Consider the following 25,226-nt stretch of genomic DNA (forward strand, 5'->3'; position numbering starts at 1 on the left):
ATTACTCGGCTGGAACGATGTCCGCCGGCAGGCTGTCGTCGGCCGTTCCCGCCAGCGCCCTGGCCAGTTTGGCCTCGTCGAGCTCGCCTTCCCAGCGCGCCACCACCAGCGTCGCCACCGCATTGCCGACGAAGTTGGTCAGCGCCCGGCATTCCGACATGAAGCGATCGACGCCGAGGATCAGCGCCATGCCGGCGACAGGCACGGCCGGCACCACCGAAAGCGTGGCGGCAAGGGTGATGAAGCCGGCGCCGGTGATGCCGGCCGCCCCCTTGGAGGAAAGCATCGCCACCAGGAGCAGCAGGATCTGGTCGCCGAAGGAGAGGTGGATGTTCGTCGCCTGCGCGATGAACAGCGCGGCCAGCGTCATGTAGATGTTGGTGCCGTCGAGGTTGAAGGAATAGCCGGTCGGGATGACCAGCCCGACCACCGAGCGCTTCGCGCCGGCCTTCTCCATTTTCTCCATCAGCGAGGGCAGTGCCGCTTCCGAAGACGAGGTGCCCAGCACCAGAAGCAGCTCCTCCTTGATGTAGCGGATCAGCGACAGGATGGAGAAGCCGTTGTAGCGGCAGACGGCGCCCAGCACGATGAACACGAACAGAAAAGCGGTCATGTAGAAGGTGCCGACCAGCATGGCGAGGTTGATGACCGAGCCGATGCCGTATTTGCCGATGGTGAAGGCCATGGCACCGAAGGCGCCGATCGGGGCTGCCTTCATCAGCACGCTGACCAGCTTGAACATCGGCGCCATCAGCGCCTGCAGGAAATTGAGCACCGGCGCGCCCTTGTCGCCGACCAGGGCCAGCGCGATGCCGAACAGCACCGAAAAGAACAGCACCTGCAATATGTCGCCGTCGGCGAAGGCGCCGACGATGGTCGTCGGGATGATGTTCATCAGGAAGCCGGTGACCGACTGGTCGTGCGCCTTGGCGGCGTAGCTGTTGACGGTCGCGGCGTCGAGCGTCGCCGGGTCGATGTTGAAGCCGGCCCCGGGCTGCACGACATTGGCCACGATCAGGCCGATGATGAGCGCCAGTGTCGAGAAGGTGAGGAAGTAGAGCATCGCCTTGCCGGCGACGCGGCCTACCTTCTGCAGGTCGCTCATGCCGGCGATGCCGGTGGCGACCGTCAGGAAGATAACCGGGGCGATGATCATCTTGACCAGCTTGATGAAGGCGTCGCCAAGCGGCTTCATGCTCTCGCCGAGCGACGGATAGAAATGGCCGAGCAGGATACCGACGGTGATCGCCACCAGCACCTGCACGTAGAGTTGGGCGTAAAGCGGCTTGCGCTGCGCGGCGGGCGCGCGTGATTGGTCTGCCATGTGCATCTGCTATCTCCCTGGCCGGAGGGAACGGCACGCGCCGCCCCGCAAGACTTCTCCCATCGCGGCGCTCCGGTCGCTCGCCGCTGTCGAGAGTTTTGCAAGCGCCGTGCCAGATCGAGAAAAGGCCGGAACCCTGGATTTCCGGCGGTTTTGTCCCCGTTTCAATGGAGGCCTGTGCGGATTTCCGCACTCACCCTTGTTTGCCTGGGCGGAGTTTCGCATTACAGTGGCTGCTGAACAGCGAACGGTGGAGAGGGCAGACGCCGCAGGCAGACATCGATAGCGCATCCCCGGAATTCGCCGGCCGCGACCTGCTGCGTGAAGCGATGGCCAGGCTGCGTGACGGCCGCTGGCTCATTCTCCTGATCGGCCTGGCAATGCTGGCGGGAGCGGTCGCGATTGCCGGGCGCCTTGCCGCCAACCAGGCTGCCGGCGATCTCCGCGACGGAGCACTGGCAGCCTTGCCGCTGGCGGCGGGCACCTTGACCGGCGAAATCGAAAAGCAGCGTCTCGTTCCCTTGGTGCTGGCACGCGACGATGCCGTGCGCGACGCGTTGCGCCGGGCCGGCAAAACGCAAGAGACAGCGCTCGACGACAAGCTCCGCGCCATTGCCGCCGACGCCTCGGCATCCGCCATCTATGTCATCGACACGGCAGGCATCGCGATATCGGCCAGCAACGCCGGCGAGCCGGGCAGCTTCGTCGGCATCGACTACAATTTCCGCCACTATTTCACCGACGCCATGACCAAGGGCGCCGCCAGCCAGTATGGCCTCGGCACGATCAGCGGCAGGCCGGGACTTTATCTCGCCAGCCGCGTCGATGACGGCAAGACGCCGCTCGGCGTCGCCGTACTGAAGGTCGAACTCGACGGCGTCGAAGCCAATTGGCGCTCCAGCGGCTTTGTCGTATTTGTCACCGACGAGCGCGGTGTCGTGCTGGCGACCAGTTGGCCCGAGTGGCGGTTCCACGCGCTTGCGCCGCTCTCGGCCGCGGATGCCGCGACAGCTCACGCGCAGCTTCAACTTGCCGAAACCGGCTTCGAACCGCTGCCGATACGACGCGGTGCCGGTGACGGCCTGGCGACAATCGACAATGCCGGAAAATCGCGCCAGTTCGTCGAAGTGGCGCAGGACCTGCCCGGCGCCGTTCCCGGTTGGCGTCTGTGGCTGCTCACGCCTGCCGATGCCGCTTTGACGTCGGCAGCCAACACGGCACGCCTGACCACGCTGCTGGCGCTGCTGTTCACGGGTTTACTTGCCTACGTGCTTCTCAGGCGCCGCCGTGCGCGCCGCGTGAGGCAGGAAGCGCTGGCGCGCATGAATGCTGAACTGGAGAGCAGGGTAAGCACGCGAACGGCGGAACTGACCCGCTCCAACACCGCCCTTGCCGGCGAGATCGCCGAGCGCGAAAACGCCGAGGCCAAGGTCCGCCGACTGCGCGACGACCTCGCCCAGGCCAACCGGCTTTCCATCCTCGGCCAGATCGCCGCCGGCGTCGCGCATGAGATCAACCAGCCGGTGGCGGCGATACGCACCTACGCCGAGAATGCCGGCCGCTTCCTGCATGGCGACAAAGTCGAATCCGTCTCGGGCAACCTGACATCGATCGTGTCGATGACCGAGCGCATCGGCGCCATCACCAGCACGCTGCGCACCTTCGCACGGCGGCCAGGCGTCGCCGCCTCGCCATTGCCCGTGCGCGAAGCGATCGACGGCGCGCTGTCGCTCCTGTCCGGCCGCATCCGCGATTCCGGCGTGACCGTCGTCAAGCCGCGCGGCACCGCCTCGCCGACGGTCATGGCCAGCCGAATCCGGCTGGAGCAGATCCTGGTCAATCTCTTGCAGAATGCGCTGGATGCCCTGAAGGACCGGCCCGATCCGCGCATCGAGATCGAGCTTGCCGAGCGCGACGACAGGGTGCTGGTTTCGGTGCGCGACAATGGACCTGGCCTCGGGCCGGAAGCGGCCGGCAATTTGTTCATGCCGTTCCAGACCACCAAGGAAAAGGGGCTTGGCCTCGGTCTGGTGATCTCGCAGGAGATCGCCCAGGAACTGGGCGGCACGCTGCGCCTCGATCCGGGCAGCACGAAAGGCGCATCCTTCACCATAGATCTGAGGCGAATTGAATGACTGAGGGATCAGGGCTGGTCGCGCTCGTCGAAGACGACGCGGATCTGCTTCACGCCACCACGCAATTGCTCGAGCTTGCCGGCTTCGGCGTGATCGCGTTCAAGGCCGCGGAGGCAGCGCTTGCCGCCGTCGACCGGGATTTCCAGGGCGTGGTTGTCAGCGATATCCGCATGCCCGGCATGAACGGCTTGCAGCTGTTCGATCGCATCAGGGCGATCGACATCGACATACCGGTGATCCTGGTCACCGGGCATGGCGATGTCGATCTCGCGGTGGCGGCGCTCAAGGACGGCGTCTACGATTTCATCCCGAAACCCTATGCGGGCGAGCGCCTTGTCGAGGCACTGAAGCGGGCAAGCGAAAAGCGGCGGCTGGTGATGGAGAACCGGCGGCTGCACGAGGCCGCCGCACAGGCCGCCGACGGCCTGCCGCTGATCGGCGAGGCGCCCGCCATCCGCCGCCTGCGCGAGACCTTGCGTCAGATCGCCGACATGGATGTCGACGTGCTGGTGGAAGGGGAGACCGGCACCGGCAAGGAGGTGGTGGCGGATCTCCTGCACCGATGGGGCCGGCGCCGCGCAAAGCCTTTCGTGGCGCTGAATTGCGGCGCTCTGCCGGAGACCGTCATCGAGAGCGAGCTGTTCGGCCACGAGCCGGGCGCGTTCACCGGGGCGCAGCGGCGGCGAATCGGTCGCATCGAGCATTCGAGCGGCGGCACGCTGTTCCTCGACGAAATCGAATCCATGCCGCCGCCGCTACAGGTCAAGCTGCTGCGGGTGCTGGAAACGCGCAGCCTCACCCCGCTCGGCTCCAACGAAACGCGCCGCCTCGATCTGCGGGTCGTCGCGGCAACGAAGGTCGATCTGGGTCGGCCGGACCAGCGCGGCGATTTCCGCGAGGATCTCTATTTCCGCCTCAACGTCGTGACGCTGCGCATCCCGCCGCTGCGCGAGCGGCGCGGCGACATCCCGATGCTGTTCGGGCATTTCCTGGGCAAGGCCTCGCAGCGTTTCGGCCGCCCGGTCGCGGCGGTGAATGCCGCGGTGAGCGACCATCTCCAGTCGCATGACTGGCCGGGCAATGTGCGCGAGCTCGCGCATTTTGCCGACCGCGTCGCGCTCGGCCTCGGGCCCGACGAGGAGGCCAGGGCAACGTCCGCGCGCTTGCCGGAGCCCTCAGCGGCGCTGCCCGGACGGGTCGGCCGCTACGAGGCGCAACTCATCCGGGAAGCCTTGCGCGATCATGCCGGCGACGTGCGCGGGGCCATCGACGCACTCGGCGTGCCGCGCAAGACCTTCTACGACAAGCTCAAGCGCTACGGCATTTCCGCCTCCGAATTCCGCAATGGTGGCGACCCGGACCGGCACGCTGTTCGGGGACGGACATAGGCGTTGCGCAGGCGCTCCGGCCTTCGTAACTCTGTTCGTCTCCCGTTGCACATTTCGGATGAGCCATGATCACGACACTTGAAACGACGGCAACCCCGTTGCCCGAGGAGCTCGCCTTTCTCGGCGAGCGTTTGATGGCGTTCAACGACGGCGATGTCGGCGCTTCCGAAAGGAAGGCCCTTGCGGTGTTCGTGCGTGATGAGGCCGGCGCGATTGTCGCGGGCATTTCGGGCTACACCGCCTGGGGCTGGCTTTACGTGCAATGGCTGTGGGTCGACGAAAGGCTGCGCGGCCGGCACATGGCCGGCACGATGCTGGACGCGGCTGAGAAGGAGGCGATGGCGCGTGGCTGCCAGAACGCCTGGATCGACACCTTCAACCCCAACGCCGCCAGGGTCTATCAGCGCCAGGGCTATCAGCCCTTCGGAACACTCGCCGATTTCCCCGTCGGCCGCAGCCGCGTCTTCCTGCAGAAAAAACTGTCGGCGGGCTGATCAACCGGCCAGCCGTCCGCCGCGCATCGGCTGCGGCGCGCCCGTCGTGCTGGGAAAACTGATCGGCAGGCCGCGCAGCACGCGCACCGCCAAAAAGGCAAAACATTCTGCCTCCACCGCGTCGCCGCTCCAGCCGAGGCTTTCGGCCTGCACCACCTCGATACCGGCGCGGCTGGCGATCATTGCCATCATCGTCGGGTTGTGGCGACCGCCGCCGCTGACCACCAGTCTTTTCGGCCGGCTCGGCAGAAGGTCGAGTGCCTTGCCGACCGCGGCGGCGGTGAAGGCGGTCAAAAGCGCGGCGCCGTCCTCGGCGCTCAGGCCATCCGCCATGGTGGCGCCGAAGTCGAAACGGTCCAGCGATTTCGGATAGGGTTTGGTCAAATAGGGGTGTTGCAGCAGCTTGGCGAGCCGGGCTTCGTCGACCGTTCCCGCCCGGCCAAGCGCGCCGTCGCGGTCCATTTCGCCGAGCCCCTTCGACTTGATGAAATCGTTGAGCGGCGCGTTGGCGGGGCCGGTGTCGAAGGCAACGACATTGTCGCCGCCGTCCCACCAGGTGATGTTGGCGACGCCGCCGAGGTTCAGCACGGCCACCTCGCCGCTGGCGCCGGCGCTGCGCATCAGCGCGGTGTGATAGGCGGCCGCCAACGGTGCGCCCTGTCCTCCGGCGCGCATGTCGGCAGAGCGGAAATCGTAGGCAACCTTGGTGCCGAGGATCGCATGCATCAATTCGCCGTCGCCGAGCTGCCGGGTCTGGCCGAGCCGGCCGATTTGCGGCGCGCGATGCAGTACGGTCTGGCCGTGGAAGCCGACGACGCCGATATCCGCCATCGTCATCCCATAACCTTCTACGAGCTCCTTGACCGCCGCCGATTGCGCGCGCGTCAGCGCCTCCTCGGCCTCGCGGAAGATCGCCGGCTCCGGTCCGGCAAAATTCCAGGCTCGCGCCTGCTTCAGCGTCTCTTCCAGCAGCGAGCGGATCGACGGGGGGTAGGGCATCAGCCGGTAGGTGCCGAAATCGTCGATGCGCTCGCCATCGGTCTTGATCAGGGCGACATCGATGTTGCCGTCCAGCACGGTGCCGGTCATCAGGCCGACGGCCCAGATGGATTCCATTATCGAACTCCATTGATGAGATCGCCGACCGCTTGGCGAAGCGCGACGATTCCGCTGTCGAAGTGACGTGTCGGATGGATCCGGTTGGTAAGCAAGGTCCAGGCCTTGCCTCTGTCGAAGTCGATCCACAGCCCCGTGCCGGTAAAGCCGGTATGGCCTATCGTTCCGGGGCCGCACAAAGCGCCGCCGGACCAGCCGTCATAGGGACGCTCCCAGCCATGGGTGCGGGTGGCGGACAAGGGCGTGCGCATCGGCGCGATCGACCGTTCGGATGCGCCGTCCAGCAGCCCTTGGGCGAAATCGAGCACCGAGGCCGCCGTGCCGAACAGGCCGGCATGGCCGGCGCCTTGCAGCGCCGCGCAATTGTCGTCGTGCACCTCGCCGGACAGAACCCGATGGCGCCAGGTGCAGTCTTCTGTTGCAGCGGCTAGATCGGGCTCGGCGGACCACGCAAAGCCCGGGCCGGGCTCCATGTCCCGGATGCTTTTCCCCGACAGCCGTTCGAGCGCAAAGCCGAGCAGGATGAAATTGATGTCGGAATAAACGGGATCGCGGGCCCGCCATTCCCGTTGCAGGATGAAGGCGCGCAGCAAGTCGGGGTCGCGCCCATAGGTATAGATCGGTTCGACGGCCGGGAAGGGCGTCTGGTGCCCGAGGCACTGGCGAAACGTCACCTTCCGCTCCCAGGCATTCGCGTCGTACTGGCGTAGGTCCCGCAGCACCGAGACGAGTGGTGCGTCGAGATCGATGGCACCGTCCTGAGCCAGCGCCAGAATGCGCGGCGTGGTGAAGATCACCTTGGTCAGGGATGCCAGGTCGAACCAGGTCTCCTCACGCATCGGTCGCTGCTTAGGCACGAGTTGGGCTGAGCCGATCGCCCTGGTGATGCGGTCGCCATTCCTGTCAACGATGCCGAGCACGCCACCGGGGATGCGCTTGGCGGCCACTGCTGCTGCGAGCGGTTGGAACGCGCGGTCGAAGATCTGGGCGAGGGGGCTCAATGCTGGCGTCCTGAAAGGCCGAGTTCCGTCACACCCCCCTCTGCCCTGCCGGGCATCTCCCCCGCAAGGGGGGAGATTGGCAGAGTTGATGTCCCGCCAGCCTTCCACCATTGGAGATTGGCGAAGGCCGAGGCGACATCCGATCTCCCCCCTTGCGGGGGAGATGTCCGGCAGGACAGAGGGGGGTGCTGTCCCGCCGACCTAACCGAGCCCAGGGCACCATGCATCACCCTTCCACCCTCGCCATATGATCTACCCCAAATTCCTCCCATCTCGCCGGCGCCGGCTCAAACCCTTGCGGGCGCACCAGGGAAGGCACCTGGCGTGTGTCGATCTCGAAACGCTCATGCCGCCGGTCGATGGCCGGAACCGCTGATATGAGCTTCTTCGTGTAGGAATGTTTCGGCGCCGACAGCACCGAGGCCGCGTCTCCGATCTCGACGATCTGGCCGGCATAGATGACGGCGATGCGATGAGCGATCCGCTCGACGACAGCCATATCGTGCGAGATGAACAGATAGGCCAGCCCGAACTCGCGCTGCAGGTCGACCAGCAGCTCCAGCACCTTGGCCTGCACTGAAACATCGAGGGCGGAAACCGCTTCATCCAGAACGACGACCGACGGGTTGAGCATCAGCGCGCGGGCGATGCACAGCCTTTGCCGCTGGCCTCCGGAGAATTCGTGCGGATAGCGCTGCAAACTGTTCTGCGGCAGGCCGACGCGCTCCAGCAGGCTCGCCATCCTGGCTCGCGTTTCGGCGTCCGCCCGGCCGCCATTGGCGATCACCGGCTCCGCCAGGATGCTCTCGATGCTCAGCCGCGGGTTGAGCGAAGCGTAGGGATTCTGGAAAACCATCTGCACGGGCTTGGCGCCGTGCTTTGCCGAGGCCGTCCGGGCGCCGACCGAGAAGCTGCCGCGCGTCGAGCGCACCAGCCCAAGGACTGCTTTCGCGGTGGTTGATTTGCCCGAGCCGCTCTCGCCGACAATGGCCAATGTCTCTCCCGGCATCAGGTCGAAGTCGACACCGTCGACGGCGTGCACCGCGCCGCTGGCATGGCTGAAGAAACTGCTCCTGAGCGGAAACCGCACCACCAGGCCGTTGACCTCAAGGGCCGGGTCGGTCCTTGTATTCTTGCCGCGCTGTCCGTCCGCGCGTGTCGCGCGGCCGTGGGCGAAATGCGGCACATCCTGCAACAGATGCTGTGTGTAGGCGTGCTGCGGCCTGTCGAGGACCTGGTTCAGTTCGCCCTGTTCCACGGCCTGCCCGTTCTGCATCACCATCACCGTGTCGGCGATCCCGGCGACAAGGCCGATGTCGTGGGTGATGAAGATCATCGACATGCCGCTTTCCTGCTTGAGCTCCGCAAGCAGCGCCATGATCTGCGCCTGTACCGTCACATCGAGCGCCGTGGTCGGTTCGTCGGCGATCAGCAGGCGCGGATTGCAGGCGAGCGCAATGGCGATCATTACCCTTTGCAGCATGCCGCCCGACAGCTGGTTGGGCGTGTATTTCAGCCGCCTTGCCGCATCGGGGATGCGCACCCGGTCGAGCGCGTCCTTGGCCGCCGCCGTGGCCTGCCGGCCGGTCAGGCCGCGATGCAGCCGGAACGATTCCTCGATCTGGGTGCCGATCGTCAGCACAGGATTGAGCGAGGTCATGGGCTCCTGGAAGATCATGCCGATCTCTGCGCCGCGAATCCCGGTCAGTTGCGGCTCGGTCGCGGTCGTCAGGTCGAAGAGACTGCCGTCGGCCCGTTTCAGCGTCATGGCGCCGCCGGTGATGCGGCCGCCGCCGAAATCGATGAGACGGTTGATCGACAGTGCGGTGACGGACTTGCCCGAGCCGCTTTCGCCGACGATGGCCAGCGTTTCGCCGTCGGCGAGGTCGAAGCTGACGCCGCGCACCACCTCATTGGCTTTCGGGTCGCGGCCGAAGCCGACGTTCAGGTCGCGGACCGACAGAAGCGGGATCATGCGAGCGCTCTCCGCATCCTCGGATCGAGGATGTCGCGCAAGGCGTCGCCCAAGAGGTTGAAGCCCAGAATGCTGATCATGATCGCCAGGCCGGGGAAGATCATCAGCCATGGGGCGGTTTCCATCAGATTGCGGCTGTCGCTCAGCATCAGGCCGAGCGAAGCGGCCGGCGGCTGCGTGCCGAGACCGAGGAAGCTCAGGCCGGCCTCGGTCAGCAATGCCCAGGCGAGCGCCAGCGTCACCTGGACGGTCAGCGGCGCGACCAGATTGAGCAGCAGGTGCCGCGTGACGATGTAGCTGGAGCTGCTGCCGAAGGTGCGCGCGGCGTCGACGAATTCGCGCGCTTTGAGCGACAAAGCAGGGCCGCGCACCACTCGTGTGAAGATCGGCGTATAGACGATGCCGATGGCGACCACGCTGGTCCATGTGCCCGGTCCGGCAACGGTGACGATCAGCAGCGCCAGAAGAATGGCAGGAAAAGCCAGCAGCACATCCATGATCCGCATCAGCACGCCGTCCCAGCGACGCCCGAGCCAAGCGGCGGCGAGCCCAAGCACGGTGCCGGCAAGCGCGGCGAAGGCGACCGAAAAGAAGGCCACTGTGAAGGACTGGCCGACGCCCGCCATCAGCCGGCTCGCCACGTCGCGGCCGAACAGGTCGGTGCCCATCGAGTAGGCGGCACTGGGCGCATGCAGCCGGTCGACCCGGTATTGCGTGATCGGATTGTGCGGGGTCAGTCCCAACAGGCCGAGGATGGCGACCAGGAGATAGACGCCGACGATCACGCCGCCGATACGGCCGCTGCTGTGCCTGAAGATGGCGCGCAGCATGCGCATCACTGCTCGCCCAGCCGGATGCGCGGATCGAGCGCGACATAGGCGAGGTCGACCAGGAGATTGACGATCATGAAGTTGAAGGCGATGAACAGCACGCTGCCATCCTCCAGCGCGTAGTCGCGCTGGAGGATGGCGTCGAGCACCATGCGGCCGAGGCCGGGCAGGGCATAGATCTGCTCGACGATGACCGCGCCGCCGAGGAGATAGCCGAACTCGATGCCGCTCAGCGTCACCACGGGGATCAGCGCGTTGGGGAGCGCATGTCGCCAGATGACGCTGCGCGCCGAGGCGCCCTTGCTGCGGGCGGTGCGCACATAGTCGTCGCTCAACACGTCGAGCATGGCCGAGCGCGAGATGCGGGTGACCGAGGCGGCGAAGGCGAAGCCGAGCGTGATGGCAGGCAGGATCAGCTGGCTGAGATTACGCAAGGGATCCTGCCAGAGCGGCGTGAATTCGCCCATGGCCGGCAGCACGCCGAAGCCGGCCGACAGCGCGTAGATGATCAAAAGGCCGAGCACGAAGCTCGGCGTCGACTGGCCGATCATAGCGACGACGCGCACACCGAGGTCGGACAGTTTCTCACTATGCGTGGCGGCGTAGATGCCCGCCGGCATGCCGGCTGCGAGTGCGATGATCATCGACAGCACGGCCAGTTCCAGCGTCAGCGGGAAGCGCTCGAGGATGACGTCCAATACCGGCCTACCATAGGTGACGGAGATGCCGAAATTGCCGTGCAGGATGCCGCCGATCCAGCGCCAGTACTGGACGAACCAGGGCTGGTCGATGCCGAAATAGGCGGCGAGCGCATCGCGCTGTGCCGGCGTCAGCAGGCCGGCTTCGGTGCCCAGCATCGCGGTGATCGAATCGCCCGGCACCATCCGGATCGCCACGAAGACCAGGATCGACACGCCAAGCAGGACGAGAGGAAACGCCGCAAGTCGTCGCATCAGATAATTCACGCGAAGAAGACCTCTCGTCTAGAGCATGATGCCGAAAAGTGTGAAACGGTTTTCGGACGACATCATGCTCTATCCCTTTGATCTGGAGGCGGATTCAAATTTCAGGTCGATTCAACCTGAAATCATCCGTCTCCAGGGCCGCCCACGGCTACTGCTGGATGGTAACCTTGCTGAGGCTGAACAGCGTGCCCGTCGGCGTCGGCACGAACCCGGCGACGTTCTTCTGCTGGGCGGTATAGCTGTAGGACGTGTAGAGCCAGATCCAGGGCGAGACTTCGGCGAGGTGCTTCTCGAACTCGGTGAAGATCGCCTTGCGCTTGGCCGGATCGGTCTCGGCGCGGCCTTTCTGCATCAGGCTGTCCAGCGTATCGTCGATGTAGTTGGCCACCTTCTGCAGATTGCCTGATTTGGTCCAGTAGCGGTTATACATGGTGTAGGGGTCGGCGCGGCCGCCATTGAGCGCGATCGCCATGTCGAAATCGCCCTTCAGCCAGGCGTCGACATAGACGTTGAGCTCCATCATCTTGATGTCGAGCTTGACGCCGATCTCGGCGAGCTGCGATTGGATGACCTGGGCTTCTGCCGCCGCCGTCGGCGGCTCGCCGGTGGCGCCGATCACGGTCGCCGAAAAGCCGTCGGCAAAGCCTGCCTCCGCCATCAACTTCTTGGCCTTCTCGACATCACGCTTGTAGCAGAAGAGCTGGCTTGGATCGGTCGCAAGTGCTGGGATGGTCAGCGGTCCGGTGACCTTGCCTTCACCGAGCGCGGCGGTGTCCAGAACCTCCTGCCGGTCGATGGCGCAGGAGATCGCCTGGCGCACCTTGAGTTCGGTCATCGGCTTGCGTGACGGATTGAGCTGCAGCACGTTATAGGCCAGCACCGGCGCGCGGTTCAGTTGCAGGCTAGCCTCCTTCGGCACCAGCGTGGCGACGAGCGGATCGTTGAGCAGCGCGAAATCGACCTGCTTGGTGCGCATGGCGGCGAGGATCGCCGCTTCATCGGGCAGCACGCTGATTTCGATACCGTCGACGCCGGTCGCGCCGCCGGCCCATTCCTTGTTGGCGCTCAAGACTTCCTTGGCGTTGGGGTCCCATTTATCGAGCTTGAACGGGCCGGAGCCGACCGTTTTGGTGCCGATCGAGCCGGCCTTGATCTCGGCCGCCGGCACGATGGCCGCGTTGATGTCGCTCATCGCCGTCAGGATCGGCGCGTCGGGCTGCGATAAATGGAACACGACGGTTCCAACGTCCGGCGTGTCGATGCTGGCGATCGACAGGAAGTTGGCGCGGGCGGCGGCGCCTGTCTTCTCGTCCAGGATGCGCTCGAAAGACGCCTTGACGTCGGCCGAGGTCACGGCAGCGCCGTCCTGGAATTTCGCCTTGGGATCGAGCTTGAAGGTCAGCTCCTTGCCGTCCTTGGAGAATTCCCAGGACGTGGCGATGGCCGGGATGATCTGCAGGCTGGCATCGACCCGCACCAGCGGCTCATAGATCAGCTCCAGGAGCCGCAGCGAGGAAAAGGCCGTCTGCTTGTGCGGATCAAGTCCCGTTGCGTCCTGCGACCAGGCCATGTGCAGCGTCGCCGCCTGCGTCGAGACCGTGGCGATGCCGAGCATGGCTGCGAGCGTGACGCCCGACAGCAGCTTTCTTGTGAGGTGAACCATTCTCGTCTCCCATCTTTGCTTGAACCCGATGCCCTTGCAGTTTCTGCGGACCGCTTCCAAGACACACGCGCTTTGGAGCATCGGCCCAGTCTATGCGGCTTCGCGCCGTCTTGTGTAAAGCAGCTTCACGCCGTCTGGTCTCAAGCGCCTTCATGCGTCTCGTCGCTGATTGCCTTTCGCAGGAAACCCCTTGCCTTGGCGAGGGCTGCGCGCGCCTCCTCGACCTCAAGCCCGGTGATGGTCAGCAGGATCGCCAGCTTCACGTCGTTGCCGGTCCGGCCGAGCGCCTGGCGCGCCTGCGCCGCCGTGCAGCCTGTGGTCTGCATCACGATCCTGGTTGCCCTGGCGACCAGTTTCCTGTTGGACGGATTGAGGTCCACCATCAGGTTCTGGTAGCTCTTGCCGATGCGGATCATCGAGGCCGTGCTCAGCATGTTGAGCACCAGCTTCTGCGCCGTTCCGGATTTCAGCCGCGTCGAGCCGGTCAGCACCTCGGGACCGACGACCGGCGAGATGGCGATGTCGGCAATGCCTGCTATGGTCGATGCCGGATTGCAGGACAGGGCGACCGTCGTTGCCCCCACCTGCTTGGCATAATTCAACCCGCCGATCACATAGGGCGTGCGCCCGCTGACCGCGATGCCGACCACCACGTCGTCCGGGGTGAGCTTGATGTCCTGCAAGGCCCTGGCGCCCATCTTGGGATCATCCTCGGCCCCTTCGGTCGAGCGCACCAGCGCGTCGGGCCCGCCGGCGATCAGGCCAACGACCATGCCTTCCGGCACGCCGAAAGTGGGCGGACATTCCGAGGCGTCGAGCACGCCCAGCCGGCCGCTGGTGCCGGCGCCCATATAGATAAGCCGAGCGCCTTTCTGGAAGGCGAGGACGATGCGCTCGACCGCGGCCGCGATGTCCGGCAGCACCTTTTCGACCGCTGCCGGAACCACCCGGTCCTCGTCGTTGATCTTGCGCAGCACATCGATCGTCGGCAGCAGGTCGATGTCCATGGTCCGCGGATTCCGGCCTTCGGAAACCAGCCGGTCCAGCTCGGACATCAAACCTTGCTCGCTCATCCCAGTGCTTTCAAAAATCAGGCCGCTCAGCCTGTTCGGAAGTGGTTCCTCTTTGGCTCCGGCACACGCGTATTTCGTTATGCTACCCCGTTTCGTTAACGTATTAGAATTCAATATTCGGTCCGTCAACGGAAAGATGGAATAAATTATTCCTTCCGCGCTAATGCTTGCCGAGTGACCTGCGGGCAAGAATGATCGCCCCGGAAACCGCGTCGCCATCGGCGGCTTTCAGGCGCCGGCGAACGTCGGGTGCGAGCCATGGTTCGAGCGGACTGGCGAGCCCGCCCAGCAGGGCCACGCGCGGCGCGCCTTTTTCGACCAGAACCCTCACCAGCGTGTCGATCTGTTCGGCGGCCTTTTGCACGATGCGCCGCCCTGCCGGATCGCCTTGGTCGGCGTGGCGCATCACCATCGGCGCCAGGGCCGCATAGTCGGTGGCGCTGGCGCGGTCCATCCAGGCCACGGCTTGCATCGGGTCGTTCTCGAAACGCTGCATGACTTCCGCCAGCAGTGCCGTGCGCTCATGCCGGCCGTCATGGGCGCGCAACGCCAGCTGCACGGCCTTCAAGCCGAAATCGGCGCCGCTGCCTTCGTCGGAGATCGGAAAGCCATAGCCTCCGGCGCGCAGGTCGCGCCCTTCGACGAAGCCGAGCCCGATCGAACCGGTGCCGGCGATGACGATGGCGCCGTCCTGGCCCGAATGCGCGCCAAGGCAGGCGGCGACGCCGTCGCTGACGAAATCGATGCTGGCAAAGGGATGCGCGATCGCCCGCAGCGCCTCCAGCGCGCCCTTGCGGCCGATCCCGGCAAGACCGATGCCGGCGTGGATCCGGGTGGTCTCGGCCGCGCCGAACCCTGCCTCCTCGATCGCCGCGCCAAAGGCCTTGGCAACCGACGCCCAGGCCGCGTCGATGCCGAGCCGCGTCGACGCCGGACCCGAGAGGCCTTGTCCCAGCACGATCCCTTCGGCGTCCTCGATACGGGCGCGGCAGCCGGTCCCGCCGCCGTCGACGCCGAGAAAATAATCGGGGCGGCCGTTGTTCATGCGCTCAGCCGCTCGATGTCGGCGCCGCACAGACGCAGCTTGCGGTCCAGTTGCTCATAGCCACGGTCGAGATGATAGACCCGGTTGATGGTCGTCTCGCCCTCGGCGACCAAGGCCGCCAGCACCAGCGACACCGAGGCGCGCAAATCGGTGGCCATGACTTGCGCGCCATGCAGTTTCTCGCCGCCGCGCACCAGCGCGGTGGTGCCTTGCAGCTTGATGTTGGCGCCGAGCCGCATCAGTTCGGGAACATGCATGAAGCGGTTCTCGAAAATGGTTTCGCGCAGCAGCGACGCGCCCTGCGCGCAGCACATCAGCGCCATGAACTGCGCCTGGAGATCGGTCGGAAAGCCCGGATAGGGTTCCGTCGTGACGTCGGCGGCCTTGAGCGGCCGCTCGCGCGACACCATGAGCCCGCGGTCGCCCGGCCAGACGCCGACGCCGGTCGCCTCCAGCAGTTGCACCACCGAGGCCATGTGCTCGAGCCGGGCATGCGTCAGTTCCAGTTGCCCGCCGGTGATCGCCGCGGCGATGGCATAGGTGCCGGCCTCTATCCGGTCCGGAATGATGTCGTGCCTGGCCGCGCGCCAGTCCGTGTCGCCGGCGATCAGGATGCGATGTGTGCCGGCACCTTCGACACGCGCGCCCATCGCGTTGAGGCAAGCCGCGAGGTCGGCCACTTCGGGCTCGCGCGCCGCGTTGAGGATTTCGGTTTCGCCCTTGGCCGTGGTCGCCGCCATCATGGCGGTTTCCGTCGCCCCGACCGACGGCGAGCTCAGGACGATGCGCGTGCCGGTGAGCCCGTTCGGCGCCGAGGCGACGATCAGCCCGTTCTCGATGGCGATGCGGGCGCCCAGCGCCGCGAGTGCGGCGACATGCATGTCGACCGGCCGCGCGCCGATAGCGCAGCCGCCAGGCAGCGAAACCCGCGCATGGCCGAAACGGGCGAGCAGCGGCGCCAGCACCAGCACCGTCGCGCGCATCTTTCTGACGGTGTCGTAGGACGTCTCCCTGGAAACGGCGGCACGGGTGTCGATCGTCGCGGCATGGGCCGATCGCGTCACCTCGGCGCCGTGCAGCCGCACCACGCCGAGCATGTTCTCGACGTCGGTCACATCGGGCAGGTTGGTCAGTTCGAGCGGGTAGGGGCTTAGCAGCGCCGCCGCGATCTGCGGCAGAGCGGCGTTCTTGGCGCCCGATATGGTGACCGCGCCTTGCAGTCTTTGCCCGCCGACGATGCGCAGTCTGTCCATGGCTGAAACCTTGTGCGCCGGGCCGCGTCCGGGCGCGGCGCTCTCGAAAGCTGTTCCCGAGCTCAATCCGGCCCGCTTAAGAATTAATTCCGCGTTCTTGGCTGTCAATCGAAATTGGAATAAATTATTCCTTGGCCGTGCGGCTGGACGCCAAAGCGCAAGGGGGATCATGTCCGTTCTGAACAGGATCAATGCCAAGCTCGACGGCATGGCGCCCGGCGATCGTGAGATCGGCCAGTACATCGTCGAAAATCCCGAGGAGATGCTGCGGCTGTCGACGGCTGCTCTTGCGGCTGAGATCGGGCGCAGCCAGTCGAGCGTCGTCAAATTCAGCCAGAAGCTCGGCTATGCCAGCTACCAGGAGCTCAAGCTCGCCGTCAGCGAAGCCAAGGCGCGGGAATGGCAGGTGCCGGCCGGTATGATCCACGGTTCGATCGAAGTCGGCGACGGCTATCAGGTCATCTTGAAGAAGCTGATCGGCAGCAAGCTTCTGTCGATGGAGCGGACCGTCGCCGCCAACAGCGAGCGGATCATCTCCAGGGCGCTGGAATTGCTGGATGGTGCGCGCCGCATACATCTGGCCGGCGTCGGCGCCTCCTCGCTGGTGGCGCGTGATTTCTCCTACAAGCTGATGAAGCTTGGCCGCAATGTGCTGCATGACAGCGACAGCCATATCCAGATGGCCAATGCCTCGACGCTCGGGCCTGACGATGTGCTGTTCGCGCTCTCCCATTCGGGCGCCAGCATCGAAACTCTGCGCATCGCCGAGCTTGCCCGCAAGCGCGGCACCATGGTGATCGCGGTCACCGGCCTGCACGACAATCCGCTGAGCCGCGTTGCCGATATCTGCCTCTACACCATCGCCGACGAGGAGCGTGCGCGCTCATCGTCCATCACCGCGCGCGATGCGCAGCTGACTCTGACCGACCTTCTGTTCATCCTCATGGTGCAGAAGCAGCCGGACGCCAATGACTACGTCCACAACAGCGAGGCGGCGGTCTCGGTGCTGAAGGCCGAATGGTCTTCCTGACATGCCCGGACCGCGTCAGCCCTGACGAGGCACGCCCTTGGCAAGCAGGTAGACGAGATACGGCCCGCCGAGCAGTGAGGCGAACAGGCCGACAGGCAGTTCGTACGGGAAGGCCGCCATGCGCGACAGCCAGTCCGATATGGTCATCAGCAAGGCGCCCAGAAGCATCGCCCCGGCAAGATGAATGCGTGCGCGCCAAAAGCCGAGGAGCCGGGCAAGGTGTGGCGCGATCAGGCCGACGAAGCTCAACGGGCCGACGATCAAAGCGGCCAGCGCGGTCAGGAGCGCGCTGACGACGACCAGCATCAGCCGCCCGCCGGCTACGGGCACGCCAAGTCCGCGCGCGCTGTCGGCCCCGAGCGGCAGGATGTCCAGCCAGCGCGCGGCAAGAAAAAGCGGCAGCGTCAGTGGCAACAGGCAGGCCAGTGCAACGGCTGCGTCCAGGGCGGTCGCCTGGCCGGTCGAACCGCTCAGCCAGCGCAACAGCACATAGGACTGTGTATTGCCCATCGCGATCGTCGCGGTGATCAGCGCGCTGCACAGTGCGCTCATGGCAATGCCGGCAAGCAGCAATCGGTCGGCGCCGAACTTTGCCTTGGCGGCGATGGCCAGCATGGCGGCCAGTGCCGCCAGTGAGCCCGCGGCCGAGCCGGCGAGCTGCCAGCCGAGCCCGGTCGTTGCGCTGACCGTCAGCACGGCGGTCAGACCGGCGCCCGCGCCGGTGCCGACGCCAAGCACTTCGGGGCTCGCCAGAGGGTTGCCGGTAACGCGCTGGATGACCACGCCCGCCGCCGCGAGCATCGCGCCGGCGGCCGCGGCCACGCCGACACGCGGCGCGCGCCAGGAGACGAGATCGGCCAGCAGGTCGCAGCCGGCGATCGACCACCCTGCCGGTCCACGCCCGACGACGAGAGCCAAGGCGGCGGCGGCAAATGTGAGCGCAAGCAGGACGAAGATGATGAGCCATGGCCGGCGAGCCTTGCGCGGTGCCGCGCCATTGGAACCGAGATGCGGCCATTCGAACATGCGCAGCCTCGGCAACAGCCACAGCAGCAGTGGGCCGCCCAGAAGCGCGGTTCCCGCGCCGGTCGGAATACGCTCGCCGCCGGAGCCGGCGGCCAGTTGGACCAGCCCGTCCGTCAGCCACAGCAGTACCGCGCCAATCAGCGGCGCGGCGATCAGCTTCCGCCGCAGGGTGCGCGCGCCCGAAAGCGTGGCGAGCGCCGGCGCGGCAAGGCCGACGAAACCGATGACGCCGATCTGCGCCGCGACAGTCGTTGCCATCCACACCGCAAGCGCGATGATGAGAAAGCGGCTGGTGTGGCGGGCAACGCCAAGGCCGCGCGCCGAGGCGTCGTCGAGGCCAAGGATGGTCAGCGGCCGCAGCAGCATCAGCGCCGCGGCGGCGCCGGCCGCCAGCCTGATCGTCAGCGCGATGGCCGGTCGCCAATCCTGCTGCACCAGCGACCCGCCGCCCCAGATGAACAGCGAGAACAGGTAATCGCCATTGGCGAGGATCAGCGCGGCGCTGACGGAACTCGCGGTCAGCGCCACCATCATTCCGGCGAGCACGACCGACACCGGCTCCAGCCCGCGCCGCCAGGTCAACGCCAGCACCAGCAGCACAGCGGCGGTGCCGCCGGCAAAGGCCACCAGCCCTTGCGATCGCTCCATCAGCAACGGCGCGTAAAGCGAGGCGAGCGTCATCGCCAGTTGCGCGCCGCCCGAAATGCCGAGCGTCGATGGTTCCGCCAGCGGATTGCGCAGCACATGCTGCAACAGCAGGCCGGACAGGCCGAGCACGGCGCCCGCCAGCACCGCTACGACGGCGCGCGGCAGCGAGCTGTAGAACAGGATGACATGGCGGAGATCGCCCGGCACCGATGCCGGCTGCTGCATGCCGACGCGCCATGCGAACAAGAGTGCGGCCAGCCCCGCGAGCAGGCCCCACAGGATGATGGGCGACAGCGCGCCGCCGATGGTGCGGTGAGGTATCTTGCTTCGGGCCACAGCGCGCTCCGTCACGAAGCATGACCCGCAAGCGCCGCCGTCGCCAGGCGCGCGAAGCGGCGGGCCGACGGCAGGCAGCCGAAATGGTTGATGGCTTCGAGCACCGCGACGCGGCCCTGGCGCACGGCCGGCAGCGCGTTCCACAAGGCATTGGTGGGAAGCGAGCGCCCGACGTCCGCCGGCAAGGGCGAGACGATCAGGATGGAGGCCTCGGGCACCCGCGCCAGCGCCTCCAGGCCAACGGGTGCTGCCGCGCTGTAACTTGTCTCGTCGGACCAGGCATTGACCAGGCCGAGCCGCGTGAGCACGTCACCGAACATGGAGTCCCGGCCGAAGGCGCGGAAGTGCCTGGAGTCGCCGAGGCTAATGACAAAGACCGGCCGTGCGGACCTGGTTGGCATGGCGGCGCGACGCCGCGCTATGTCGTCGGCGGTTTCGTCGACGTAACGCTTCGCTTCGGCCGGTCGTCCGAGCTTTTCGCCCAGGGCCAGCGTCGCTGCCTCGGCGAGTGCGTAGGGCGGCACTCCGGCCTCGTAGACGGTTTGCGCGAACACCGGCGCGATGCGCTCCAGAATCGGGCGTTGGTACTCGTAGAAATTGGAGATGACGATCAGGTCCGGCGCGACGATGCGCAACAGCTCGTAGTTGGGCGTGCCGCGCAGTCCGAGATCGGTCACGGATTGGGGAATTGCAGGCTCGACCGCAATCCTGCGGAACTGGATCAGTTCGGCCGCCGCCGCCGGCTCGATGCCGAGCGCCAGAAGCGTTTCCAGCATGCCCCAATCGATCGCGGCAACATTTGTCGTCGTAGTCCTGCCGGCAACCGGCGGCAGCAAGGCCGCGGCCGTTAGCGCAAGCACCTGCCGTCTGTTGGGCGGATGGATCATCGCCGGCGGGTTCGGTCCATGATTACCAACTCGTGTGCGCCTTCAGCTTGAAGGAGCGGCCTTCGCCGTAGGAGCAGGTGAGCGTTGTCTGGCAGCTCGACACATAGGTCTTGTCGAAAAGGTTGGTGATGTTGAGGTCGACGCCCCAGTTCTCCTTCTCGTAGCCGAGCTTCAGGTCGGCCAGCGTCACCGCCGGAACCTTCGCCGTATTCTCATTGTCTGCCCATGAGGAGCCGATATAGCGCAACCCGCCGCCAATCGAGATGCCGTCATACCAGTCGCCACGGAAGGTGTAATCGACCGATGCGGAAGCCATCACTTCCGGCACGATGAAAGGCGTCTTGCCGATGAGCGCCGGGTTGGCGTCCTTGGTGATGTCGATGTCGTAAGCTGTGAATGCACCGGTAACCCGGAAATCCTCCGTCACGTTCACCTTGCCTTCGAGTTCGACGCCGCGTGAACGCACCTCGCCGGTCTGCATCTGGGTGAAGGGAGTGACATTCGACGGCACGTTCTGGCGGGTCAGGTCGAACAGCGACAGGGTGAACAGGCCATCGATAAAAGTCGGCACGTATTTCACGCCGACTTCGTATTGCGTGCCCTCTTCCGGCTTGAACAGATTGCCCATCGCATCGGTGCCGATGATCGGATTGAAGAAGGTGGCGATGCTGGCATAGGGGGTTACGCCGTTGGCAAACTCATAGGCCAGGCCGGCGCGGCCGGAGAAATCGCCAACCGTGCTGCTCTGCGTGCTGGAGCCCGCCGAGTAATAGGTCGGGCGGTTGTCGGCTTCGAGCCAGCCACGGTCGTAGCGGCCGTTCAGCGTCACCAGCCAGCCGTCGCCGAAGCGCATTTGATCCTGTGCATAGAAGCCAAGCTGTTTCTGCGTCAGGTCCTGATTGAGATAGCTGACGCGAGGTGTCAGCGGCGAACCGTACACCGGATCGAAAGCGTCGATTGGATTGTCATAATTGGGATCGTAGAGGCCGGACGACTGTACCTGGTCGATGTTGTAATATTTGAAATCGACGCCAGCGAGGATCGTATGTTCGATCGCTCCGGTCGCCACCTTGCCTTCGATCTGGTTGTCGGCGAGGAACGTCTTGGCCGTGGTGTCATGATCGAAATTGATCCGCGCCAGCTCGGTCGGCCCTCCGATCGTTGACCAGCCGTTCGGATAGACGCTGACCTCGTTGATGTCGGCGGCGGTGAAACGGGCGCTGGAGCGAACGGTCCAGTCATTGTCGAACGTGTGCTCGAACTCGTAGCCGAGGGAGCCCTGTTCGCGCTTGTAGAGATCGATGCTCGGCTCCGTGAAGTTCGCATCGGGATCGATGCGGCCATAGTTCACGCCGCCGACAATGTGATCGACCACGGTGCCATCGTAGGGCAGGAAGCTGCCGCCATTATGGTTCTCGTCGATGTGGCTGTAATTGGCCAGTATGGTTAGCGTGGTCGCTTCGTCTGGCTTCCAGCTAATGCTCGGCGAGATGAAGCCGCGCCAGCCGTTCTGCAGGTCGCTGTAGGTATCGCCGCCGGCGACCTTGCCCGTCATCCGGTAGCTGACCGTGCCGTTGCTGGCGACATCGCCGATGTCGAAGCCGAGATAGACATTGCCGGCATCGTTGATGCCGGTTTCGACATAGCGCGTGCGTTCGAAATCCGGGCGCTTGCTGACATAGTTGACCAGGCCGCCCGGATTGCTGCCGCCATAAAGCACCGAGGCCGGCCCCTTCAGCACTTCGATGCGCTCAAGGCCGAAGCTGTCGACATAGAAACCGCCGAAACCATAACTGAACAGCTGGAGGCCATCCATGTAGGTGCCGGTGGCCGTTGCATCGAAGCCGCGAATGTACATCCAGTTGGTGTCGCTGTCGGGACCGAAAGGCTGCGCAAAGAGGCCGGCGGTGTAGCGCAGCGCCTCGTCAGCTTTCTGTGCACCCTGATCCTCGATCTCCTGCCGTCCGACCACCGAGACGGATTGCGGGACCTCCTTGATGTCGGTCGCCGTCTTGGAGCCGGTTCTGGTTGTCTTGGCGACGACGCCGTCGACCGGCCCGGTCGCGCTGTCTCCGGCCTCGCCCTCGACAACGACCGGTTCGAGCTGGGTGCTGGATTGCGCCGTCTGCGCGAACGCCGGCATTGGCGGGATCGTCGCGGCAGCGGCGACGCCAGCCGCCAGAAGCGCCTTGATCCGGTAAATTCTGCTCATCAGGAAAGTCCCCGTCTGTCGTCGTTGAGATACTTGATGATTTACCTCAACTTATCAACGGGTCATTGGACTGATTTGGGCGGCTTGTCCATTCTTGTCCAAACCACTGATATCGCGGTGCCGTGTTGCGGAAATGTCACCGGCGGCCGGCGCTCTTCATCCACGCACCCGGGGTCAATCCGACCACGGACTTGAACACGCGGGTAAGGTGCGCCTGGTCGAAGAAGCCGGTGGCCTGCGCGATGTCGCCAAGCGAGGCAGCCTCATGCGCCATCATCGCCTTTGCCCTGTCGATCCGCGCCTGCATCTGCCAGCGATGCGGCGGCACGCCCGTTGCTGCCTTGAAGGCATGGCTCATCGCGGTTTCGGACAGGCCGGTCAGCGCGGCAAGATCAGCAAGGCGGATCCTGTCCAGGCAGTGGGCGTCGATGTAATCCGTGACGAGGCGCAGTTTGCGGCGGGGCAGGGGCGACCGGCGCCTGGCGGCACTTGGCCGGTCTATCTGGAAAAGGCATGCGAACAAGGCGTTGAGCAGACCTTCGCCATAAAGATCATGCAGGTTCCACTCGCTGCCGCATTCAGCGGCGATAAGGCCGGCAAGCGTGGCGATCCGATCATCGCGAAACTGGAGGCGCGAGATCTGCAAGGCATCGCGATCGAGGCTGCGGCCGAAGCGGCGGGTCAGTGTCGCGGCGTCGAAATGCAGGTCGAGATGCCTGATCCGTTTGAGTCCCTCGACGCGGCCGCGGATCGGCACCCCGGCCGGTATATAGGCTGCGGAAAACGCCTGGTTGTGGCGGCGCGGTTCGCCCTGGGCGCCTTCGACGACGAAGGCACCGTCGCCGTCGATATCGAGAGCGACGAACAGCCGGGGGTCGGGAGAGACGTAATAACCCTCGGCATTGTCACCGCATGAGACATCCCAGAGGTCGGCGACGACGCCGTCCCAGACGTGCCATTTCAGCTCGCCGATCACGGCAAATCCCTGAATCCGGCTCTCCATGCGCGCGACGAAGGTCAATTCTGCTTATCCCGGGCATAAACATGATTGAAGATCATGTTTATGCCCGGTCAGCGACAGCACCGCAAGCCCTTGCGTTCGAAGGTCGTGCTGAACCGACGCCGCTGCTGTCGGTCAGCGCAGCCTCAGACGCTTTCGAGATAGGTCTCGATCTCGAAGTCGCTGACGTTGAGCGCGAATGTATTCAGTTCCTGGCGTTTGCAGGCGATGAAAGAGTGGCGCAGGATCGCCGGGAAGATCTCCGCCACATGCGTCCCGCTTTCAAAGGCCGCGATCGCGGATGCCCAGTCCGGCGGCAACTTGGCCGGGGCAAGGCCTTGCCCATCATTCCCGGTTGGGTCGCCCGGTGACATCTGCCTTTCGATGCCGACCAGTGCCGCGCCCAGTATGGCGGCAAGCACAAGATAGGGATTGGCGTCCGCTCCCGACACGCGATGCTCGATCCGGCGCGCACCAGTCGGGCCGCCGGGAATGCGGATCGCGACCATGCGGTTCTCGTAACCCCAGGCGACGGCGGTCGGCGCGTAGGATCTCGGCCGGAGCCTGCGGTAGGAGTTGAAATGCGGCGCGAACACCAGCGTGCTCTCGGCCATCGCCGCCAGCAGTCCGCCGACAGCGTGGCGCATAATGCCGGAGCCCTGGTCGGTGCCGTCGTCGAAGACGTTGCGCCCGTTGGCGTCGACAAGGCTGAAATGGACGTGGAAGCCGTTGCCGGCTCGGTCGCCATAAGGCTTGGCCATGAAGCAGGCGGCAAAGCCGTGCTTGCGGGCAATGCCCTTCACCGTGCGCTTGAACAGGACGGCGTCGTCGGCCGCCCGCAGCGCGTCCGCGACATGGTTCAAATTGATTTCGAACTGGCCGACGCCGTTCTCGGCAATGGCGGTATCGACGGGAATGCCTTGTGCTCGGCAGGCTTCGTAGATGTCGTGGATGAAGGCCTCGAAGTCGTCGATCTCGTCGATTGACAGTGCCGCGTCGGAATCCAGACGCCGCCCGGTGACCGGCGAGACAGGCCCGACCGGTCGCTGCGATTGCGGGTCGACAAGATAGAATTCGAGCTCGGTGGCGGCCACAGGCGTCAGGCCCAAAGCCTTGTAGCGGTCGAGGATACGGGCCAGTGCCCGCCGGGGATCCCCGAGATACGGTGCGCCGCCTTCGTCGGCGAGCCAGAGCGGGATGAGGGCGGTCGGATGCGCCGTCCAGTTCACCGGAAGGATGCCGCGGCCGGTCCATTGGCACAATCCGTCTGCGTCGCCGGTCGAGAACACCAGCGCGTTGCCTTCGATATCCTCGCCCCAGATGTCCAGCCCGATCAGCGAATAGGGCATGCGCAGCTTGCCCTCCAGTGCCTTGCGCGCCTGCTCGACGGGGATGCGCTTTCCCCGCATGATGCCGTTGAGGTCGCACACCGCGGCCCTCAGGCTCTGGATGTCGTTTCGGCTCTCAAGCCAGCTCAGAACGTCCGCAATTGCATCGCCCAATTTCCAACCTCTGGTTTCGAAGGTGCCCGAGCCCTGATCGGCCGCGCTGTCCCTGGTAAAAATGGCTTGTGAGTTTTCGGGATCCATATCTGGCCGCAGCCGGATGTTTCCCTATTTATTCAAGTCATTAGCTGGGATGTCGGGAGGCATTTCAAAACCAGTTGCGCGATCTGCGACCGAAACATAGAGGCAAGAGCGTGGAAAGCCAAGGCTCGGCATCGGGCTTGGCGCGCGCAGGGTGAAGCCGGGATGCCGGCATCACTCTCGGGCATGCGCGGCCGTCGTGGGGATATGAAACGTCCCTATCACAAATCTTGACCTTC

Annotated in this window: 19 protein-coding genes; 4 read left to right on the plus strand and 15 right to left on the minus strand. The window is 65.3% G+C overall.

The window, feature by feature from the left end; translation table 11 throughout:
* Position 1 precedes the first annotated feature (1 nt).
* Positions 2–1,330, minus strand: coding sequence for a dicarboxylate/amino acid:cation symporter (locus tag FJ951_RS09095; protein WP_140497716.1), 1,329 nt, complete (start codon positions 1,328–1,330; stop codon positions 2–4).
* 323 nt (positions 1,331–1,653) lie between these two features.
* Here FJ951_RS09095 and FJ951_RS09100 point away from each other — a divergent pair, with 323 nt between their 5' ends.
* The 3 genes from FJ951_RS09100 (at position 1,654) to FJ951_RS09110 (ending at position 5,341) form a co-directional block, all read left to right on the plus strand.
* The gene (locus FJ951_RS09100; protein WP_140514595.1) at positions 1,654–3,459 is read left to right on the plus strand and encodes a sensor histidine kinase; all 1,806 of its coding nucleotides are present in this window, start codon (positions 1,654–1,656) and stop codon (positions 3,457–3,459) included.
* Complete coding sequence (locus tag FJ951_RS09105) at positions 3,456–4,847, plus strand: sigma-54 dependent transcriptional regulator (RefSeq protein ID WP_140514597.1); 1,392 nt, start codon at positions 3,456–3,458, stop codon at positions 4,845–4,847. The genes FJ951_RS09100 and FJ951_RS09105 overlap by 4 nt, the downstream gene beginning before the upstream one ends.
* A 65-nt stretch (positions 4,848–4,912) precedes the next feature.
* The gene (locus FJ951_RS09110; protein WP_140514598.1) at positions 4,913–5,341 is read left to right on the plus strand and encodes a GNAT family N-acetyltransferase; all 429 of its coding nucleotides are present in this window, start codon (positions 4,913–4,915) and stop codon (positions 5,339–5,341) included.
* Here FJ951_RS09110 and FJ951_RS09115 read toward each other — a convergent pair whose 3' ends face one another.
* The 9 genes from FJ951_RS09115 to murA all read right to left on the minus strand — a co-directional run bounded on the left by FJ951_RS09115 (position 5,342) and on the right by murA (position 16,262).
* Positions 5,342–6,457: an anhydro-N-acetylmuramic acid kinase gene (locus tag FJ951_RS09115; protein WP_140514600.1), complete on the minus strand. Its 1,116-nt coding sequence runs from the start codon at positions 6,455–6,457 to the stop codon at positions 5,342–5,344.
* Positions 6,457–7,458, minus strand: a complete 1,002-nt coding sequence (locus tag FJ951_RS09120) for a serine hydrolase (protein WP_140514602.1) — start codon at positions 7,456–7,458, stop codon at positions 6,457–6,459. Before FJ951_RS09120 ends, FJ951_RS09115 begins: the two co-directional genes overlap by 1 nt.
* Positions 7,459–7,684: 226 nt before the next feature.
* Entirely contained in the window at positions 7,685–9,433 is a 1,749-nt protein-coding gene (locus tag FJ951_RS09130) for an ABC transporter ATP-binding protein (protein ID WP_140514605.1), read from the minus strand.
* Complete coding sequence (locus FJ951_RS09135; protein ID WP_140514607.1) at positions 9,430–10,269, minus strand: ABC transporter permease; 840 nt, start codon at positions 10,267–10,269, stop codon at positions 9,430–9,432. The genes FJ951_RS09130 and FJ951_RS09135 overlap by 4 nt, the downstream gene beginning before the upstream one ends.
* On the minus strand, positions 10,269–11,228 hold the full coding sequence (locus FJ951_RS09140) for an ABC transporter permease (RefSeq protein WP_140514609.1): 960 nt from the start codon (positions 11,226–11,228) through the stop codon (positions 10,269–10,271). The genes FJ951_RS09135 and FJ951_RS09140 overlap by 1 nt, the downstream gene beginning before the upstream one ends.
* Before the next feature lie 148 nt (positions 11,229–11,376).
* Positions 11,377–12,891: an ABC transporter substrate-binding protein gene (locus FJ951_RS09145; protein WP_140514610.1), complete on the minus strand. Its 1,515-nt coding sequence runs from the start codon at positions 12,889–12,891 to the stop codon at positions 11,377–11,379.
* A 140-nt stretch (positions 12,892–13,031) separates the two neighbouring features.
* Positions 13,032–13,964, minus strand: a complete 933-nt coding sequence (gene murQ / locus FJ951_RS09150; RefSeq protein WP_140497739.1) for an N-acetylmuramic acid 6-phosphate etherase — start codon at positions 13,962–13,964, stop codon at positions 13,032–13,034.
* A gap of 160 nt (positions 13,965–14,124) precedes the next feature.
* Positions 14,125–15,009, minus strand: coding sequence for an N-acetylglucosamine kinase (locus FJ951_RS09155; protein ID WP_140497741.1), 885 nt, complete (start codon positions 15,007–15,009; stop codon positions 14,125–14,127).
* A complete protein-coding gene (murA, locus tag FJ951_RS09160) occupies positions 15,006–16,262 on the minus strand; it encodes a UDP-N-acetylglucosamine 1-carboxyvinyltransferase (RefSeq protein WP_140514612.1) in 1,257 nt (418 codons plus the stop codon). Before murA ends, FJ951_RS09155 begins: the two co-directional genes overlap by 4 nt.
* 169 nt (positions 16,263–16,431) lie before the next feature.
* Here murA and FJ951_RS09165 point away from each other — a divergent pair, with 169 nt between their 5' ends.
* Positions 16,432–17,292 carry a MurR/RpiR family transcriptional regulator gene (locus FJ951_RS09165; protein ID WP_140514614.1) on the plus strand — a complete coding sequence of 287 codons (861 nt, stop codon included), beginning with the start codon at positions 16,432–16,434 and terminating at the stop codon, positions 17,290–17,292.
* A 15-nt stretch (positions 17,293–17,307) separates the two neighbouring features.
* Here the strand turns inward: FJ951_RS09165 and fhuB are convergent, their stop codons facing one another.
* From fhuB to FJ951_RS09190, 5 genes are all read right to left on the minus strand, one after another.
* Positions 17,308–19,302, minus strand: coding sequence for a Fe(3+)-hydroxamate ABC transporter permease FhuB (fhuB, locus tag FJ951_RS09170; protein ID WP_210239742.1), 1,995 nt, complete (start codon positions 19,300–19,302; stop codon positions 17,308–17,310).
* Between the two features lie 11 nt (positions 19,303–19,313).
* Positions 19,314–20,162 (minus strand): ABC transporter substrate-binding protein, encoded by an 849-nt coding sequence (locus FJ951_RS09175; protein ID WP_246670980.1) that lies wholly within the window; start codon positions 20,160–20,162, stop codon positions 19,314–19,316.
* Between the two features lie 49 nt (positions 20,163–20,211).
* The gene (locus FJ951_RS09180) at positions 20,212–22,401 is read right to left on the minus strand and encodes a TonB-dependent siderophore receptor (protein WP_140497750.1); all 2,190 of its coding nucleotides are present in this window, start codon (positions 22,399–22,401) and stop codon (positions 20,212–20,214) included.
* Positions 22,402–22,537: 136 nt separating this feature from the next.
* Positions 22,538–23,422 (minus strand): AraC family transcriptional regulator, encoded by an 885-nt coding sequence (locus FJ951_RS09185; RefSeq protein WP_181171738.1) that lies wholly within the window; start codon positions 23,420–23,422, stop codon positions 22,538–22,540.
* A gap of 125 nt (positions 23,423–23,547) precedes the next feature.
* On the minus strand, positions 23,548–24,903 hold the full coding sequence (locus FJ951_RS09190; protein ID WP_140514618.1) for a glutamine synthetase family protein: 1,356 nt from the start codon (positions 24,901–24,903) through the stop codon (positions 23,548–23,550).
* Positions 24,904–25,226 lie beyond the last annotated feature (323 nt).

The sequence above is a fragment of the Mesorhizobium sp. B2-2-3 genome, assembly GCF_006442405.1.
GTDB lineage: Bacteria > Pseudomonadota > Alphaproteobacteria > Rhizobiales > Rhizobiaceae > Mesorhizobium.

What these genes read in the sequence shown, in the direction of transcription:
- FJ951_RS09095 (WP_140497716.1), bottom strand. Translation starts at nt 1,330, where the DNA reads ATGCACATGGCAGACCAATCACGCGCGCCCGCCGCGCAGCGCAAGCCG.
- FJ951_RS09100 (WP_140514595.1), top strand. Translation starts at nt 1,654, where the DNA reads ATGGCCAGGCTGCGTGACGGCCGCTGGCTCATTCTCCTGATCGGCCTG.
- FJ951_RS09105 (WP_140514597.1), top strand. Translation starts at nt 3,456, where the DNA reads ATGACTGAGGGATCAGGGCTGGTCGCGCTCGTCGAAGACGACGCGGAT.
- FJ951_RS09110 (WP_140514598.1), top strand. Translation starts at nt 4,913, where the DNA reads ATGATCACGACACTTGAAACGACGGCAACCCCGTTGCCCGAGGAGCTC.
- FJ951_RS09115 (WP_140514600.1), bottom strand. Translation starts at nt 6,457, where the DNA reads ATGGAATCCATCTGGGCCGTCGGCCTGATGACCGGCACCGTGCTGGAC.
- FJ951_RS09130 (WP_140514605.1), bottom strand. Translation starts at nt 9,433, where the DNA reads ATGATCCCGCTTCTGTCGGTCCGCGACCTGAACGTCGGCTTCGGCCGC.
- FJ951_RS09135 (WP_140514607.1), bottom strand. Translation starts at nt 10,269, where the DNA reads ATGCGCATGCTGCGCGCCATCTTCAGGCACAGCAGCGGCCGTATCGGC.
- FJ951_RS09145 (WP_140514610.1), bottom strand. Translation starts at nt 12,891, where the DNA reads ATGGTTCACCTCACAAGAAAGCTGCTGTCGGGCGTCACGCTCGCAGCC.
- murQ (WP_140497739.1), bottom strand. Translation starts at nt 13,964, where the DNA reads ATGAGCGAGCAAGGTTTGATGTCCGAGCTGGACCGGCTGGTTTCCGAA.
- FJ951_RS09155 (WP_140497741.1), bottom strand. Translation starts at nt 15,009, where the DNA reads ATGAACAACGGCCGCCCCGATTATTTTCTCGGCGTCGACGGCGGCGGG.
- murA (WP_140514612.1), bottom strand. Translation starts at nt 16,262, where the DNA reads ATGGACAGACTGCGCATCGTCGGCGGGCAAAGACTGCAAGGCGCGGTC.
- FJ951_RS09165 (WP_140514614.1), top strand. Translation starts at nt 16,432, where the DNA reads ATGTCCGTTCTGAACAGGATCAATGCCAAGCTCGACGGCATGGCGCCC.
- FJ951_RS09180 (WP_140497750.1), bottom strand. Translation starts at nt 22,401, where the DNA reads ATGAGCAGAATTTACCGGATCAAGGCGCTTCTGGCGGCTGGCGTCGCC.